The following is a 15,161-nucleotide window of genomic DNA, read 5'->3' on the forward strand; positions in this document are numbered from 1 at the left end:
CGTCCTCCGTTCCCCGGGGAGGATAGGGCGGTGTTGCGCCGGGTGAAAGCGTTACCGGATCGTGACGGGGCCGGGCCGAAGGATTTCGGCGGGGCAACGCGAATCGGCTGTTAATGCTGGTTGTATCGGGATTTCAGGCTGCGGCTTTCCGTCAGCATCGCGTCGGACTCTTGTCGGACATTTGGCCGCGAGACGCGTGGTAACGGACCGCACGGTCAGAGGTAGGTGCAACGGTTAGGTCGTTTTCTGACGCTCAAAAGGAAACAGAGCACGCATTCAGGAGGTCATTGTTTTCGCGAGTCTCGGACGGTCAGAAGGCCCCGTCGCTTGCGAAGAGAGCGACGACGGCGAGGAGCGCGGCGAGGACGAGGGAAAGCGCGGTGATCTGCAAGACGATCCCGAACGCGCCGAGAGCCGCGGCGACAAGCGTGATGGCCGCGAGTGCGGCAAGCTTGATCGGGCCGGGGACCCTCGCGAGGCAGAAGCGGGCGCTGTGCGGGCGGCGGGTCTGGGGGAGGCGGATCATGGGCACTCGTCCGAAACTGTTGGGTAAGATCAGTTTTGAGACGAATTGGGCGGGAGTGAGGACCGGGCTGGGCGGCCTCATGCCGTTTCCGTGCCGGGGCGCCGGTGGGAGGCGTGATTGCCGCTATGGGCGGGGATTGTCGCGCCGCGTGAAACGGCCGGCCCCTGGATAGAGGCCCAGCCGGGGCCGGTCAGCGGTAGTTAACCGTGACCTCCGGGTAGGTGTAGACGTCGCCCTCCTGGTCGGGGATGCCGCTTGCGGCAAGGGATCCCAGGAAGCCGCCGATTGCACCGCCGGCGGCCTGCCGGTTGGCTGCGGTCTGGTTGAAGATCGCGGCTGTCACGGTTTCCTCGCGGTCGCCATAGCGGCAGCTGACGCGGAAACTGGGGGATTGCGGCCCGTAATTCGGCACGACGATCGTGGCAGGCGTGGTGATGCTGGCCTGGTAGAGGGTGTTGTCGATGGTACAGGGGATGCCCGTGAGCTCGCCCGAATTGCCGCCGCCGGTGCGGTCGAAGGCGCGGATTTCGACGCTGGTCTGGCCGCGGAAATCCGGGACGACGGCGCCGGGGCGGCGCAGGCCCGCATACACGTCGAGGCCGCGCGCCGTGCTGGTGTTCTTGGCGGTGACGGGGACGGGGGGCGTGGTGATATCGGCCTGTTCGCAGGCGGTAAGCGCCGTGAGAGCAAGGGCGGAAATGACAAGTCGCTTCATGGAAGATCCTATTGAAATCGCGGTCTTGGTTTGGGCGTGCGAGCGCCCCGGGCTGGTCTTGGCTTGTCCGGCGCCGATGGACGACTGGGGCCGCGCTGCCTGTGGCATCTTTGCGCGGCGCTGTTGCCGAAATGCCTTATGCGCTTGTGCTTATGGCCGGCGCGGCGCGGTGCGGCTTGATCGAGACGGCGTTTCGGGGTGGGAGATGGGAGAGAGGTTTCTGACGAATGGTGGCCTGTCCGGCAATATTGCGGCCGGATGGAACAAAAGGCGGATCTCGATGCGTTTGCGGATCGGGGACCGGATAAGGAAGGGTGATACGATGCGACTGTTCAGCTTGGTGATGCTGTTTTCGTATTTTGGTATTGCGGCGCTCGCGGCTGGTTTCTGAGACCCCGCGATATGCCGGTCCCGGCGGCGGGATCGTTTGTGAATTCGGATGAGTGAGAGGCGCGCGGCTGAGGCGGCGCGTTTTTTCTTTTGGGGTGAGCGGTGTCTTAGACATCGTCCGGTGGACGGTTTCTTTGTCGGCACTCACCCCCGGCGTGTCCGCCGGGCGGTACGTTTGGGCAGGTGTAAGCGAGCAGGTTGAAGGGCGCTATTTCTTTCCCGCCGCGTAGCGGTCGATGCGGGCGCGGGCGGAGTTGGATCTGGGGGTCCAGAGGTTGCGGTCGATGGCTTCCTGCAGGCGTTCGGCGATTTCGCGCAGGGCCGGGGCGTTGGCTTGTTCGATGAAATCTCGGGTGGCGTCGTCTTCTAGGAAGGCCGCTTCGACGAGGTCGAAGTGGTGGTTTCTTACAGCGCCGGTCGTGGCGGCGAAGGCGAAGAGGTAGTCGACGGTGGCTGCGATCTCGAACGCGCCTTTGTAGCCGTGGCGTTTGACGCCGTCGATCCATTTGGGGTTCACGACGCGGGAGCGCAGGACGCGGGCGATTTCCTCGTCGAGGGTGCGGATGACGGGGCGTTCGGGGCGGGAATGGTCGTTGTGGTAGATCGGCCGGGATTGGCCTTGCAGGTGGGTGACGGCGGCGGCGGCGCCGCCTTCGAACTGGTAGTAATCATCTGAATCGAGCAGGTCGTGTTCGCGGTTGTCCTGGTTCTGGACGATGGCGTCTGCCTGGGAGAGGCGGGCCTCAAACCCTTCGCGGTCTCTTTTGCCCTCCTGCCCGGCCTCGTAGGCGTAGCCGCCCCAGTCGAGATAGGCCTCGGCGAGGTCCTTCTGGTCGGTCCAGAGGCGTTCGTCGATGAGGGCCTGGAGGCCGGCGCCGTAGGCGCCCGGTTTGGCGCCGAAGATGCGGGGTTGCGCGCCTTCTGCGCGGGCGCGGGCGGCGGTGGGGTTGAGGTGGTCTGGTTCATCGAGGGCCATCACGGCCTTGGCCGCGCTGTCGACCAGCGCGGTGAGCTGGGGGAAGGCGTCGCGGAAGAAGCCCGAGATGCGGAGCGTGACGTCGACGCGGGGGCGGCCGAGGACGCCCTGGGGCAGGACCTCGAACCCGGTGACGCGGCGGTTGGCACTGTCCCAGGTCGGCTTGACGCCCATGAGCGCGAGGGCCTGGGCGATGTCGTCCCCGCCGGTGCGCATATTGGCGGTGCCCCAGGCGGTGAGGAGGAGCGCCTTGGGCCAGTCGCCATGGTCCTGCAGGTGCTTTTCGAGGAGGAGGGTGGCTGATTTCCAGCCCAGCGCCCAGGCGGTGGGGGTGGGAACGGCGCGGGTGTCGACGGAGTAGAAGTTGCGGCCCGTGGGGAGCGTGTCGAGGCGGCCTCGGGTCGGAGCGCCGGAGGGGCCGGGGGGGATGGCGTTGCCGTTGAGAGCCTGCGTGAGGCCATGGAGTTCCTGCGGGCCGCAGGCGGCGATGGTGGGGCGGATGTTTTGGGTGATCGTCTCGAGGACGGCGGCGCTCATCGGCCCTGGCGGGCGCTCTTCGCTATCCACGAGCCGGATGGCGAGGTGTTCGAGGCGTTCGACGGTGTCGCCGGTGCTGCGCCAGCCGGGGGCATTGAGGAGTTCCGGGCGGGGGCCTCGCCAGGGCTCGGCCATGTCGCAGTCGAGGGGGTCGAAGGCGAGGTTCAGGTCGGTGGCGAGGGCGCGGAGGAGAGAGGCGTTGCCTTGGGTGCCATCACCGCGCGGGAGGCGGGCGAGGGCGATGGCAAGGTCGCGGGCCTGGGGCCCTTCGGGGCTTTGGCCGAAGATGTGGAGACCGTCGCGGATCTGGGCCTCTTTCAGTTCGCAGAGCCAGGCGTCGAGCTTGGTGAGGTCGTCTCCGGCGCCGGAATCCTCGGCGATGCCGGTGGCCTGCGAGATGTCGAGGATCTGGGTGCGCAGGTGGTCGGCGCGGCGGGGGTCGAGGGAGGCAGCCTCGTAGTATTCGTCGACGAGGGCCTCGAGGTCGCGGAGGGGGCCGTAGGTTTCGGCGCGCGTTAGCGGTGGGGTAAGGTGGTCGACGATAACGGCAGAGGTGCGGCGCTTGGCCTGGCTGCCCTCGCCCGGGTCGTTGACGATGAAAGGGTAGATGTGGGGCGTGGGGCCGAGGATCGCTTCGGGCCAGCAGGTTTCGGACAGCGCCAGCGCCTTGCCGGGGAGCCATTCGAGGTTGCCGTGCTTGCCGAGATGGACGAGCGCGTGGGCGCCCCAGTGGTGGCGGAGCCAGATGTAGAAGGCGAGGTAGTTATGCGGCGGGACGAGGTCGGGGGAATGGTAGGTGTCTTCGGGGTCGACGTTGTAGCCGCGGGCGGGCTGGAGGCAGACCGTCGCGTTGCCGAAGCGGTGGATCGAGAGGGCGAAGGCGGGGCCTTTGGAGACGTCGGGATTGAGTATTTCTGGCCAGATGAAGGGATCGTCTTCCGGCTGGCCCCAGCGGGTTTCGATTTGTTCGCGGAGGGTCAGGGGGAGTTGGGAATAGTGGTGTTGGTAGGTGGCGAGGGGGAGGGTTTGGCCGCCCTCGCGGCTGGCGCGGTCGGTGAGCCAGTTGGTGGGGCCGGCGAGGAGCTGGTCCATCAGGGCTTCGCCGTCCGTTGGGGGATTGTCGATCGTGTAGCCTTGGGCGGCGAGGTGGCGGAGGGTGAGTGCGGTGGCGGCGGGGGTGTCGAGGCCCACGCCGTTGGCGAGGCGGCCGTCCTTGTTGGGATAGTTGGCGAGGATGAGGGCGACTTTGCGGTCCTTTGGGGCGGTGCGGCGGAGGCTGGTCCAGTGGGCGGCGAGTTTCGCGGTAAAGGTGACGCGGTCGCCGCGGGCGCGGTAGGTGGCGATGGGGGCCTGGGTGGCCTCGTCGCGGTAGGCCTCTGTCTTGAAGCTGATGGCGCGGGAGAGGATGCGGCCGTCGACCTCTGGCAGGGCCACGTTCATGGCGATGTCGCGGGCGGAGAGGCCGGAAAGGCCGCCCGACCAAGCCTCTTCGGTGGAGCCTGCGAGGATGGTCTGGAAGACGGGGGCGTCGTTCACGTTGAGCGGGTTCGTGTCGGCCGGCGCGTCGGGGGTGCCGGTGGCGAAGGCGGTGGTGTTGAGGATCGCATCGGGCGGCGCCTCGGCGAAGAGCCGGGCGAGGGTGGCCTGGCTGAGCGGGTCCTTGAGGGAGGCGGCGAAGATGGGCAGCGGGTTCTGGCCCTCTTGCAGCAGCGCCTTCGTCAGGCGGTTGATCGGGTGGAGACCGGCGCCCTGGAGGAGGGCGCGGTAGAAGACGATCGGGACGATGGGGGCGGCCGGGCGCCAGTGTGTGCGGATTTCGGTGAGGTCCGTGGGACCCGTGCCCGGCCAGTAGGCGCCGGCGCGGAGGAGGGGTTTGGCCTCGGGCGGTGTGTCGGTCTGGTCGAGGAGGTGGCGCGCGTAGCGCAGGAGGTTGGCGGCGTTTTCGGGGCCGCCTTCGACGAGGTAGGACCAGAAGTGGTCGTAGGCGTCGTCGGGAAGTGTCGAGAGGGCGCGGAGGTCGGCATCGGGTTTGTCGTCGCCGGGGAGGAGGGCGAGGGGGACACCCGCCTCGGCCAGGCGGGCGGCGTATTGGTCGGTGCCGTAGGGCCAGTAGCCGCGGCCGCCGAGCAGGCGGATGACGACGAGGCGGGAGTGCGTGGCGCAGGCGTCGAGGTGGAGATCGACGCTCATCGGGTGGCGCAGGTGGGTGAGGTTCGCGAGGCGGAGCGTTGGGCCTTCTGCGAGGTGCTGGTGGGCTTCGGAGAGGGCGGCGAGTTCGGTATCGGCCGCCGAAATGACGACGACGTCGGCGGGCGTCTGGCCGAGATCGACGGGGTCGGTGCCGTCTTCTATGGCGCCGGGGGTGGCGGCGATCAGGTGCATTTGGGCTCCGGTCGCCGCTGTGCGACGATGCCTCCGGCGGAGGTATTTTCGGCAAGATGAGGAGGGGTGCGGGTCATGGAGTTATCAGCGGCTTTTCCATGAAGATGGAGTAGGGGCTGTCGGTGTAGGGGCCGAAGGGGTCGCAGGGGGTGAAGCCGTGGCGGGTGTAGAGGCGATGGGCGGCGTCTAGGCCGGTGCCGGTTTCCAGGCGGAGGAGAGGGAGGCCCTCTGTCGTGGCCGTGTCGATGATGTTCGTCAGGAGGCGGTCGGCATGGCCTTTGCCGCGGGCGGCGGGGGCGGTGAAGAGGGACTTGATTTCACCGTAGCCATTCATGCGGGCCAGCGCGCCGCAGGCGTGGGCGTCTTCGGTGAGCCAGAGGGTGATGTGGGGTTGGGCGAGGGCGTCGAGGTCGAGGTAGTGGCAGGCCCCTTTGGGGAAGAGGCTGTTCATCAGGGCGTGGCTTTGCTCGAGCAGGGCCCGGGCCCTTGGGCTGCGGGGATCGGTTTCAACGAGGGTCATGGGAACGGTGCGGCGGCATGGCGTGTTTTCGGGGAGAAAGAGGGAGATACGGCATGGACGATACTGAACGTAGTGAAGCCGAGCGCGAGCCCGAGAAGGAGAAAGGGCAGTTCGACAAGCCGTCGAAGGCGTCCGAGGATTTCGCGATCGATGAGCACAAGGGCAAGAAGATCCGCGGGTTCGAGGATCGGCCGGATCCGGCGGACCCGCCGGAGTGAGGGGGTCATAGCGGCTTTTCCATGAAGACGGAGGAGCCGTTTTCCTCGTAAGGACCAAAGGGGCCGCAGCGGGTGTAGCCGAGGCGGGTATAGATGCGCAGGGCGGCGGGGGAGGCTTCGCCGGTTTCCAGGCGCATGAGGGGGAGGCCTTCTGCGGCCGCGTCTGCCTCGCAGATATCGATGATCGCGTCGGCGAGGCCGGCGCCGCGATGGGCGGGGTCGACATAGATGCGCTTGAGCTCGGCATAGCCGTCATAGGAGCCGTAGCCGCCGCAGGCGAGCGCCGCCCCGTCCCGACAGGCGGCGTAAAAGCGGATGTCGTCATCGATCAGCTGCTGCGGCGAGAAAGCGTGGCGGAGATGCGGGGGATAGAGCGCCGATTGCTCGGCTTCGCTGCCGGCGATCAGCCGGAGCGCGTCGGGGTGGAGCGGGTCAATGCGGGTGACTTCCATTCGAGACATCTGTCGGCAGTACCGAGAGTTGAGGAGGAGGCCCCGGCGCAAGGCCGGGGCGGTGTGGGTCATGCTGACAGCGCCCGTGTGATCGCCGCGCGGTCAAGGCCGGTCTGGCCAATGACGACCAGGCGGGTCTCGCGGGGGCCGGTGAGGGGCGTGTCGTAATAGGTCTCGATCCGCGGGCCGACGGCCTGGAGAGCGAGGCGCATGGGTTTGCCTTCGACGGCGGCGAAGCCTTTGAGGCGCAGGATGTCGTGGGCGCGGATGATGCCCGCGACCTGCTCGGCGAAGGCCGTGGGATCGGTGATCTCGGGGCGGGTGATTGTGAAGCTTTCGAAATCGTCGTGGTCGTGGTGATCGTGGCCGTCTTCGTCGTCGTGGTGATGGTGGTGGATCTCGTGGCGCGCCTTGGTGTCGGCTTCTGCCGCGGCGTTCTGGCCGAGGAGGAGGTCGAGCGGGAGCTGGCCGTGGGCGGCCTTGACGACGCGGACGGCGTCGCGGGATTTGGTGGTGAGGTCGGTGGTGAGCGTTTCCGCCTCGGCCTCGGTCAGGAGGTCGGTCTTGTTGACGACGATCATGTCAGCGCAGGCGATCTGGTCGTCGAAGAGTTCGGAGAGGGGCGTCTCGTGGTCGAGACTGTCGTCGGATTTGCGCTGGGCGTCGACCGCTGCCGGGTCGTGGGCGAAGCGGCCTTCGGCGGTCGCCTTGCCGTCGACCAGGGCGATGACGCCGTCGACGGTGACTTTCGTGGAGATCGCCGGCCAGTTGAAGGCGCGGACGAGCGGCTGGGGCAGCGCGAGGCCGGAGGTTTCGATGACGATGTGATCCGGGGCGTCGTCGCGGGCGAGGAGCTTTTCCATCGTCGGGATGAAATCCTCGGCCACGGTGCAGCAGATGCAGCCGTTTGAGAGCTCCATGATATCCTCGTCGCGGCAGGTAGCGTCGCCGCAGCCCTTGAGGATGTCGCCGTCGACGCCGAGATCACCAAATTCGTTGATGATGAGGGCGATGCGGCGGCCATTTGCCTGGGCGAGGAGATTGCGGATGAGCGTGGTCTTTCCGGCGCCGAGGAAGCCGGTGACGATGGTGGCGGGGATTTTGGCGGGCATGTGTGAGGATCCGGTCGCGCGGTTGCTGGGGGTGAGGCCCCGGCGCGGTGGCCGGGGCTTTGGGCGTGATCGTCAGACGGCGCCGGTGAGCGCGGCGACGATCGGGCCTTCGACGATCTCAAGCGCGAGGAAGGCGCCGACACCGGCGATGCCTGCGCCGATCAGGCGGGCATTGGTCGCTGTGGCGTCGGTTGCGCCGAAAAGCGTCCGGGCGAGCCAGCCGGCGCCGATGGCGATGGCGTACTGGATCGCGGCGAGGCCGATCAGGTAGCCGGTGAACACGGTCGCTGCCGCTCCTCCTTCCTGGCCGGCGATCGTTCCGCCGAAGGCTGCGCCGTGGACGAAGCCGAAGGCGGCGAAGAGGGCGAGGGTGGCGGTCTGGCCGGTCATCCGGCCGGAGGCGAGGATGCCGCCCAAGGTGAGGAGCGAGAGGACGATGAGGCCTTCGGTGAGCGGCATCTGGAAGCCGAGCGAAACAAAGACGCAGCCGGCGAGCATGGTCAGGATGTAGGCCAGCGGTGCTGTCAGGCGGCTGGCGGTGAAGCTGGCCAGGATGCCGACGGCGACGATGAAGAAGAGATGGTCGAAGCCGAGGATTGGGTGGCCGACCCCGGAGAGGAGGCCGTGGGAGAACGTCTCCATCGGTAGGCCGTTCAGCGGGTGGTGGGCGAAAGCGGGCGTCGCGGTGAGCGCGAGCGCGGCGGCGAGATACTTCTTCATGTCTGGTCCCCTTCGGATCCTTTGAAGGGGGCTTTCCTGGGTTGGGCCTCGGCCGCCCTTACGGGCGTTCTCGGCTGACCCCCACGGAACACCCCGTCCGTCGTTGCAGTCACCGGGCGGACCCGGTCGCATGGCTGGTCTCCTGGCTCGCGGGTCGTAGCAACCTGGCCTGCCTTCCCGGGGGGTGCCCCAGTGGCGTTCATCGGCCGGGCGCTCTCCGCTCACAGTCGCGGGGGCGGCTGCGGATCGGGGCCTCCTGCATGGATCGGCCCTTACCGCATTCCCATTTCGTCCCCGGAGGCGGTGTGCGCCTGTCGCGGGGAACCATGCATGGAATGTTGTGGGGCCCGGACAGTGGCGGCGTCAAGGATGATTCTCATCGGGTGGTGCTTTTGGAGGGGGTGGGACGCTCCGCGGGGAGTATTTTGGGCCAGATGAGGAGGGATCTCGGTTAGTAGGGCGCAATATCTTGTGGATAAAGCGGGTTTCAGCCGCAGGTCTGGTGTTTGGGGCGTTGACTCATGGGCGGAGGGCGAGTCACGGTCCGGTCTTGAGCAGAGAAGGAGACCCGTCATGAGGTTTTCCCGGCTGAGGCTGAACGGATTCAAGTCATTCGTCGATCCGACGGATCTGATCATCGCCGACGGTCTGACCGGCGTGGTCGGACCGAACGGCTGCGGCAAGTCGAACCTTCTGGAAGCGTTGCGCTGGGTGATGGGCGAGAACCGCCCGACCGCGATGCGGGGCGGCGGGATGGAGGATGTCATCTTTGCCGGGGCCGCGACGCGGCCGGCCCGGAACTTCGCCGAGGTGTCGCTGGTCATCGACAACACGGAGCGGCTGGCGCCCGCCGGGTTCAACGACAACGACATGCTGGAGATCGTGCGGCGGATCACGCGGGATGCGGGATCGGCCTACAAGGTTGGCGCCAAGGACGTGCGGGCGCGGGACGTTCAGATGCTGTTCGCCGACGCCTCGACCGGGGCGCATTCTCCGGCGCTGGTGCGGCAAGGGCAGATCAGCGAGTTGATCAATGCCAAGCCGAAGGCGCGGCGGCGGATTCTGGAAGAGGCGGCGGGAATCTCGGGCCTGTACCAGCGGCGCCACGAGGCGGAACTGAAGCTGAAAGGGGCCGAGCAGAACCTGTCGCGGGTCGATGACGTGCTGGAGCAGCTGGCGTCTCAGCTGGCCTCGCTCGCGCGGCAGGCCAAGCAGGCGGCGCGGTATCGGGAGATCGCCGAGGCGCTGCGCGAGGCGGAGGGGCTGCTGCTGTACCGGCGCTGGCGCGAGGCGGATCTGGCTTTAGCCGGGGCACGCGATGTGTTGAAAGACCGGTCGGTTGCGGCGGCTGCGGCCGAGCGGGAGGCCATTTCGGCCGGCACGGCACGGGAGGCGGCGGAGGCGGGGTTGCCGCCGGTGCGCGAGGAGGCGGCGATCGCGGCGGCGTTGGTGCAGCGGCTGGAGGTCGAACGCGGGACGCTGGAGGCCGAGGCCGAGCGGGCCGAGGCGGCGCGGGTGGCGTTGGAAGGCCGGGTGGCGCAGCTGGGGCGCGACATCGAGCGCGAAGGCGGGCTGAACCGCGACGCGGAAGAGACGATCGCGCGGCTGGAAGAGGAAGCGAAGGCGCTAGAGGCCGAGAGCGCGGGCGACGCGGCCCGGCAGGCCGAGGCGGAAGCGGCGGCGCGGGAGGCGGCGGAGGTGCTGGCCTCGCGCGAGGCGGCCCTGGCCGAGGCGACGGAGGATGCGGCGCGGCTTGCGGCGAGGCATCAATCGGCGGAGCGGCTGGTCGAGGAGACCGGCAAGGTGCTGGCGCGGGCCCGGTCGGAAGCGGCACGGGCGGCCGAGACGGTTGAAGCGGCGGAGGCCGCTTTGGGCCAGTCCGCGGGAGAGGCCGAGGCAGCGGAAGCGGCCGAGGCGGAGGCGGTGCAGACAGCGGAGGCGGCGGAGGCGGCGTTGGTCGCCGCCGAGGACGCGCGGGCCGCCGTGCAGGGGCGCGAGGCCGAGGCGCGGGCGGCGCGATCGTCGTCGGACGGCGAGGCGAAGGCGCTGGAGGCCGAGACGGCGGCGCTGGAACGCCTCGTGGCACGCGAGGCGGGCGATGGGGATCAGCTGATCGACCGGGTGAGCGTCTCGGATGGCTACGAGAAGGCGCTGGGCGCGGCCTTGGCCGACGATCTGCGGGCGCCTTTGGTGGCCGAGGAAGGCTCGGGCTGGGCGGCGTTGGCGGCTTATAAAAGCGTGTCGGATCTGCCGGGTGGGGCGGCTCCGCTGGCTGATTTCGTCGAGGCGCCGGGGGTTCTGGATCGTCGGTTGGCCTTGATCGGGGTTGTCGGTCGGGCCGAGGGGGCGGCTTTGCAGGCGGCTCTGGCGCCGGGGCAGCGGCTGGTGTCGCGCGAGGGGGATCTATGGCGCTGGGACGGGTTCCGGGCGAATGCGGAGGATGCCCCGTCGGAGGCCGCCTTGCGGTTGGAGCAGATGAACCGGCTGGCTGCCTTGCGCGAAGAGCTGGCAGCGGCGCGGCAGCGCGCCGAGGTGGCGCGGGTCGCGCATGAGGCCTTGGGCGCGGAACTGTCCGAGGCGGTGGCCGCCGATGGGGCGGCGCGGACAGCTCGGAAAGCGGCGGATGCAGCGGTCGCGGAGGCGCAGCGGCGGCAATCCCGGGCTGCCGCAGACCGGGATCTGGCGCAGGGCCGGCTGGAATCGGCGAAGCTGGCGGTGGTGCGGCACGAGGACGAGGCGCTGGCGGCCGAGGCGCGGCTGAAGGAAGCCGAGGCCGGGCTGGCCGAGGTCGGCGACCCGTCGGCGGCGAAGGCGGAGCTGGAAGACGTGCGGGTCACGGTCGAGGCAGCGCGGATGACGATGATGGCCCGCCGGTCGGCCTTTGATGAACTGCGCCGGGAGGCCGAGGCGCGGGCCGGGCGGCGGCGGGCGATCGAGAAGGATCTGGGCGGCTGGCGTCAGCGGCTTGAGAACGCTGCGGGACGGATGGCCGAACTGGTGTCGCGCAAGGCGACCTCGGAAGAGGAGCTGGTCGAAGTGTCCGCGCTGCCGTCGCAGGTGGCGGAGCGGATCGCGGCCTTGGCGTCCGGCAGCGAAGAGGCCGGAACGCGCAAGCGGACGGCCGATGAGGCGCTGGTGAAGGCCGAGACGGCGGCGCGCGAGGCGGATGTGGCCCTGCGGGCGGCGGAGCGGGCGGCGTCCGAGGCGCGGGAAGAGCGGGCGCGGGCCGAGGCCCATGCCACGAGCGCGGAGGAGGCTGTCGAGGCCGCGGCCTTGCGGATCGAGGAGGCGCTCGAGGTGACGCCGGAGCGGCTGCTGGAGGCTCTGGGGGCGGATCCCGACAAGATGCCCGGTGCCGAGGAGATCGAGGTGCGGGTTGCGACGCTGAAGCGGCAGCGCGATGCGCTGGGGGCTGTGAACCTGCGGGCCGAAGAGGATGCGAAGGAAGTCCGCGAGGAGCATGAGACCCTCGCCAAGGAGAAGCAGGATCTGGAGGCGGCAATCGCGGCGCTTCGCACCGGGATCTCGAGCCTGAACCGCGAAGGGCGGGAGCGTCTTCTGACGGCGTTCGAGGAGGTGAACCGGTCGTTCGGGATGCTGTTCAAGCACCTGTTTGGCGGCGGCGAGGCACGGCTGGAGCTGGTTGAAAGCGAGGACCCGCTGGATGCGGGGCTGGAGATCCTGTGCCAGCCGCCGGGCAAGAAGCTGTCGACCCTTTCGCTTCTGTCGGGCGGCGAGCAGACGCTGACGGCGCTTGCGCTGATCTTTGCGGTGTTCCTGGCGAACCCGGCACCGATCTGCGTGCTCGACGAGGTCGACGCGCCTTTGGACGACGCGAACGTGACGCGGTTCTGCGATCTGCTGGACGAGATGACGCGGCGGACCAATACCCGGTTCCTGATCATCACGCACCATGCGGTGACGATGGCGCGGATGGACCGGCTGTTCGGCGTCACGATGGGCGAGCAGGGCGTGTCGCAGCTTGTCTCGGTCGATCTGAAGCGGGCAGAGACGATGGTGGCTTGATTTTTCGGGCGGGTTTCGGGGATCTGAGGGTGGGGTTTTGACGCTCCGTTGAGGTTGGCGTCAGGGTTTCACTCCGAACTCCGTCAGGATGGCGTCGCGTTCGTCGGGTGAAAGCGCGTGTTTCCCCAGATAGCCTTGCCTGATTTCGGTGCGGCCGCGCTGCTCGCTGATGCTGGCGCCGTGGTTGACGAGGTAGAGCGCGGCGGGAAACGGGACCGGGGCAAGGGAGAAGCCGTAATCGGCCATGCGGGTGGGCGTTTCGGTGTGCGACCCGCGGCGGCTTATGACCTCGGTGAAGTCCCGTCGGCCGCGATGATCGAAGCGGAGCGCATTGGATGAGCCGCAGATTCCCCAGAAAGGTGGCTCCGGGCCGAGATGGGCGATGGCGGGCTCTGTCTCTTCGAACATGTAGCCGGTTTCGATGACGTATCCCTGGCCGTTATTGTCGGTGCGGATGTGGTCGACGAGCCCTGGGTGGAGAATGTCGTCTGCGTCGAGGTGGAAGACGTAGCCGTCGACGCCTTTTGTGCGGCCGACCTCTTCGAAGAGCATCGCGATCTTCTTGGTCCTGTCGGAGCCGCGGGAGGGGCCGGTATAGGGCAGGTGCCTGATGCGGGGGTCGTCGGGCAGGTCGGGCTGGTCCTGGCAACAGATGAGGGCGGACCAGTTCGGATCGGTCTGGCGGAGGAGGCTTGAGAGGGTCTGCGTAAGCAGGCGCTGGATCGTCGGCCAGTCATCGGTCTTGGCGCGTCCGACCAGGGGGATCGTGAAGATGACCTTCGGATCGGCGGACGGGGGCGGCAGACGGGTCGTGGCACGGAAGATCGCGCCCTTGATCTTTCGTTGGAGCGGGGAGTTCGGCTTGAAGAGCCCGGAGAGGCGGAGATTGCGGGTCATGGGGAGGGCAGGTGGAAGACTTTGCGCACCTCCTCGGCCATCTCGGGCGGCAGGGCGTTTTTGTCGAAATGGGTCATCTTGCGGTGCAGGCTGCCGCGTTTCTCCCTGAGGTTTTCGCCATGGTTCACGATATAGGCCATGGCGTGGAACGGGACGAGGGCCAGCCGGAAGCCGTAGCGGCGGGCGTGGCGGGCCACCTGTTTGTGGATCTCCCGTTCGATCAGGAGGCCGGTGAAATCGGCGCCGCTGCGCAGGTCGTAGCGATAGGCGGCGGACGAACCGCAATGGTTGTAGAAGCGCTTGGCTTTCGGGAATTGCCGGTTCGAGGGCTGCAGGACGGCGAGGCGGCCTGTGGCGGCGTCATACATGTAGCCCTTGTCGATCAGGTAGCCGTGACCGTTATTGTCCGTCCGCATGTGGGCGGTCAGCCTGGGATGTGGCAGGTCGTCGGCGTCAAGCGGGAAGAGGTAACCGTCGCCGGTTTCCGTGTCGAGGACATGGCCCGCGAGTTGGCGCGCCTTCTCGGGCCGGTCGTTGAACTTGTCCGACGCGTCAGAGGGCAGGAAGCGGACGTTGTCTCCGAAGGTGACCCGTTCGGGCTGATCCTGTCCGCAGATGAGCGCTGTCCAGTTCGGGTCGGTCTGGCGGTGGAGCGCCTCCATCGTGCGGGCGAGGTTGGTTTCGACCACGTCCCAGTCGTCTGAGCGGCGGCGGGAGACGAGAGGGATCGCGTAGATCACCTTTGGGTCATCCGACGGCGGGTCGAGCGGGTTGGCGGCGCGCCAGGTGCGGGCATGGCTTGCGTCATCGAGGCGCTGGCGGAGATCGGTGAGGAGTTTCATGGCAGATCGTCCAGGCGGAAGTCTTGGCGGACTTTGGCGGCTTCCTCCGCGGTCAGGGGTGAGATGTCCAGATGTTGCAGCTTGCCAGCCATCTTGCCGCGGCGCTGGCGCATGTTTTCGCCGTGGCCGACCACGTAGAGGGCGGCGTAGAAAGGGATCGGCGTCATGTGCAGGCCGAAATGGGTCATGTTGCGGGGGACCTTGCGGTGGGCGCCGCGCTTCTTGATCAGCGTGGCCATGTCGGCACCGGCGCGCCGGTCGAGGCGGATGGCGGTGGACGATCCGCAGGAGCGGAGGAACTCGGTCGCGTTCGGGAAGCGGGCATCGGGGGGCTGGAGGGCGGCGAGATCGCCGGTTTCCGCGTGGAGCATGTAGCCTTTGTCGATGTAGTAGCCCGCGCCGTTGTCGTCGGTGAGGATATGGTCCACCACCTTCGGGTGGAGGATGTCGTCGGCGTCGAAGGGGAAATAATAGCCCTCTTCCGGGCCCTCGGCGAGGATGTGACGGGCGAGTTTGGACATCTTCGCGCCCTTGTCGAAGAAGGCGTCCTTGCGGTCGAAGGGCAGGAAGGTGATGCGGTCGTCCTCGGGCAGCACGGGGCGGTCCTGGCCGCAGATATAGGCGTGCCAGTCGGGCCGGGTCTGGTTTTGGAAGCTTTTGAGGGTACCGGCGAGATTGGCCTCGACCTGGCCCCAGTCGTCGGAGCGGGCCTTGGCGACGAGCGGGAGGGCGAAGATGACAGTGCCGTGGCCGGAAGGGGGGGGCAGCGTGTTGCGGGTGCGCCAGAGGAGGCCCGTGACGCGGCGCTGCACCCATGTTTCGCCGCGGCGGAGGCGTTTGGCCACGTC

Annotated in this window: 13 protein-coding genes and 1 riboswitch; of the genes, 3 read left to right on the forward strand and 10 right to left on the reverse strand. The window is 68.1% G+C overall.

The window, feature by feature from the left end; all coding sequences use genetic code 11:
- Positions 1–310 precede the first annotated feature (310 nt).
- Together AADZ90_RS04380 and AADZ90_RS04385 are read right to left on the reverse strand one after the other, a co-directional pair.
- A complete protein-coding gene (locus tag AADZ90_RS04380) occupies positions 311–526 on the reverse strand; it encodes a hypothetical protein (RefSeq protein ID WP_367308972.1) in 216 nt (71 codons plus the stop codon).
- A 190-nt stretch (positions 527–716) separates the two neighbouring features.
- Positions 717–1,241 carry a hypothetical protein gene (locus tag AADZ90_RS04385; protein WP_367308971.1) on the reverse strand — a complete coding sequence of 175 codons (525 nt, stop codon included), beginning with the start codon at positions 1,239–1,241 and terminating at the stop codon, positions 717–719.
- On the opposite strand from AADZ90_RS04385, the gene AADZ90_RS04390 reads away from it, so the two are divergent.
- A complete protein-coding gene (locus AADZ90_RS04390; RefSeq protein WP_367308970.1) occupies positions 1,240–1,632 on the forward strand; it encodes a hypothetical protein in 393 nt (130 codons plus the stop codon). The two genes, AADZ90_RS04385 and AADZ90_RS04390, sit on opposite strands and share 2 nt — an antisense overlap.
- A 207-nt stretch (positions 1,633–1,839) precedes the next feature.
- Here AADZ90_RS04390 and cobN read toward each other — a convergent pair whose 3' ends face one another.
- Complete coding sequence (gene cobN, locus AADZ90_RS04395) at positions 1,840–5,526, reverse strand: cobaltochelatase subunit CobN (protein ID WP_367308969.1); 3,687 nt, start codon at positions 5,524–5,526, stop codon at positions 1,840–1,842.
- A gap of 73 nt (positions 5,527–5,599) precedes the next feature.
- Complete coding sequence (locus AADZ90_RS04400) at positions 5,600–6,046, reverse strand: GNAT family N-acetyltransferase (RefSeq protein WP_367308968.1); 447 nt, start codon at positions 6,044–6,046, stop codon at positions 5,600–5,602.
- Positions 6,047–6,099: 53 nt separating this feature from the next.
- On the opposite strand from AADZ90_RS04400, the gene AADZ90_RS04405 reads away from it, so the two are divergent.
- A complete protein-coding gene (locus AADZ90_RS04405; protein WP_367308967.1) occupies positions 6,100–6,264 on the forward strand; it encodes a hypothetical protein in 165 nt (54 codons plus the stop codon).
- Positions 6,265–6,269: 5 nt separating this feature from the next.
- On the opposite strand, the gene AADZ90_RS04410 is transcribed toward AADZ90_RS04405, so the two are convergent.
- The 3 genes from AADZ90_RS04410 to AADZ90_RS04420 form a co-directional block, all read right to left on the reverse strand.
- Positions 6,270–6,716, reverse strand: coding sequence for a GNAT family N-acetyltransferase (locus AADZ90_RS04410; RefSeq protein ID WP_367308966.1), 447 nt, complete (start codon positions 6,714–6,716; stop codon positions 6,270–6,272).
- Between the two features lie 68 nt (positions 6,717–6,784).
- Entirely contained in the window at positions 6,785–7,828 is a 1,044-nt protein-coding gene (gene cobW / locus AADZ90_RS04415) for a cobalamin biosynthesis protein CobW (protein WP_367308965.1), read from the reverse strand.
- A gap of 72 nt (positions 7,829–7,900) precedes the next feature.
- The gene (locus AADZ90_RS04420; RefSeq protein WP_367308964.1) at positions 7,901–8,548 is read right to left on the reverse strand and encodes a HupE/UreJ family protein; all 648 of its coding nucleotides are present in this window, start codon (positions 8,546–8,548) and stop codon (positions 7,901–7,903) included.
- A gap of 115 nt (positions 8,549–8,663) precedes the next feature.
- Positions 8,664–8,892, reverse strand: a riboswitch (cobalamin riboswitch).
- Between the two features lie 229 nt (positions 8,893–9,121).
- On the opposite strand from AADZ90_RS04420, the gene smc reads away from it, so the two are divergent.
- A complete protein-coding gene (gene smc, locus AADZ90_RS04425; protein ID WP_367308963.1) occupies positions 9,122–12,574 on the forward strand; it encodes a chromosome segregation protein SMC in 3,453 nt (1,150 codons plus the stop codon).
- Between the two features lie 60 nt (positions 12,575–12,634).
- Here the strand turns inward: smc and AADZ90_RS04430 are convergent, their stop codons facing one another.
- The 3 genes from AADZ90_RS04430 to AADZ90_RS04440 are packed head-to-tail and all read right to left on the reverse strand — an operon-like array spanning position 12,635 to position 15,158.
- Entirely contained in the window at positions 12,635–13,471 is an 837-nt protein-coding gene (locus AADZ90_RS04430; RefSeq protein WP_367308962.1) for a glycosyltransferase family 2 protein, read from the reverse strand.
- Positions 13,468–14,313, reverse strand: a complete 846-nt coding sequence (locus AADZ90_RS04435; protein WP_367308961.1) for a glycosyltransferase family 2 protein — start codon at positions 14,311–14,313, stop codon at positions 13,468–13,470. Before AADZ90_RS04435 ends, AADZ90_RS04430 begins: the two co-directional genes overlap by 4 nt.
- Entirely contained in the window at positions 14,310–15,158 is an 849-nt protein-coding gene (locus tag AADZ90_RS04440) for a glycosyltransferase family 2 protein (RefSeq protein WP_411996938.1), read from the reverse strand. Before AADZ90_RS04440 ends, AADZ90_RS04435 begins: the two co-directional genes overlap by 4 nt.
- Positions 15,159–15,161 lie beyond the last annotated feature (3 nt).

It is taken from the genome of Aestuariibius violaceus (assembly GCF_040779325.2).
Lineage (GTDB): Bacteria > Pseudomonadota > Alphaproteobacteria > Rhodobacterales > Rhodobacteraceae > Aestuariibius > Aestuariibius violaceus.

Excerpts from the sequence above, each read along its gene's own strand:
- AADZ90_RS04420 (WP_367308964.1), bottom strand. The coding sequence starts at position 8,548 with ATGAAGAAGTATCTCGCCGCCGCGCTCGCGCTCACCGCGACGCCCGCT.
- AADZ90_RS04390 (WP_367308970.1), top strand. The coding sequence starts at position 1,240 with ATGGAAGATCCTATTGAAATCGCGGTCTTGGTTTGGGCGTGCGAGCGC.
- AADZ90_RS04405 (WP_367308967.1), top strand. The coding sequence starts at position 6,100 with ATGGACGATACTGAACGTAGTGAAGCCGAGCGCGAGCCCGAGAAGGAG.
- AADZ90_RS04410 (WP_367308966.1), bottom strand. The coding sequence starts at position 6,716 with ATGGAAGTCACCCGCATTGACCCGCTCCACCCCGACGCGCTCCGGCTG.
- cobW (WP_367308965.1), bottom strand. The coding sequence starts at position 7,828 with ATGCCCGCCAAAATCCCCGCCACCATCGTCACCGGCTTCCTCGGCGCC.
- smc (WP_367308963.1), top strand. The coding sequence starts at position 9,122 with ATGAGGTTTTCCCGGCTGAGGCTGAACGGATTCAAGTCATTCGTCGAT.
- AADZ90_RS04380 (WP_367308972.1), bottom strand. The coding sequence starts at position 526 with ATGATCCGCCTCCCCCAGACCCGCCGCCCGCACAGCGCCCGCTTCTGC.
- AADZ90_RS04400 (WP_367308968.1), bottom strand. The coding sequence starts at position 6,046 with ATGACCCTCGTTGAAACCGATCCCCGCAGCCCAAGGGCCCGGGCCCTG.
- cobN (WP_367308969.1), bottom strand. The coding sequence starts at position 5,526 with ATGCACCTGATCGCCGCCACCCCCGGCGCCATAGAAGACGGCACCGAC.
- AADZ90_RS04435 (WP_367308961.1), bottom strand. The coding sequence starts at position 14,313 with ATGAAACTCCTCACCGATCTCCGCCAGCGCCTCGATGACGCAAGCCAT.
- AADZ90_RS04430 (WP_367308962.1), bottom strand. The coding sequence starts at position 13,471 with ATGACCCGCAATCTCCGCCTCTCCGGGCTCTTCAAGCCGAACTCCCCG.
- AADZ90_RS04385 (WP_367308971.1), bottom strand. The coding sequence starts at position 1,241 with ATGAAGCGACTTGTCATTTCCGCCCTTGCTCTCACGGCGCTTACCGCC.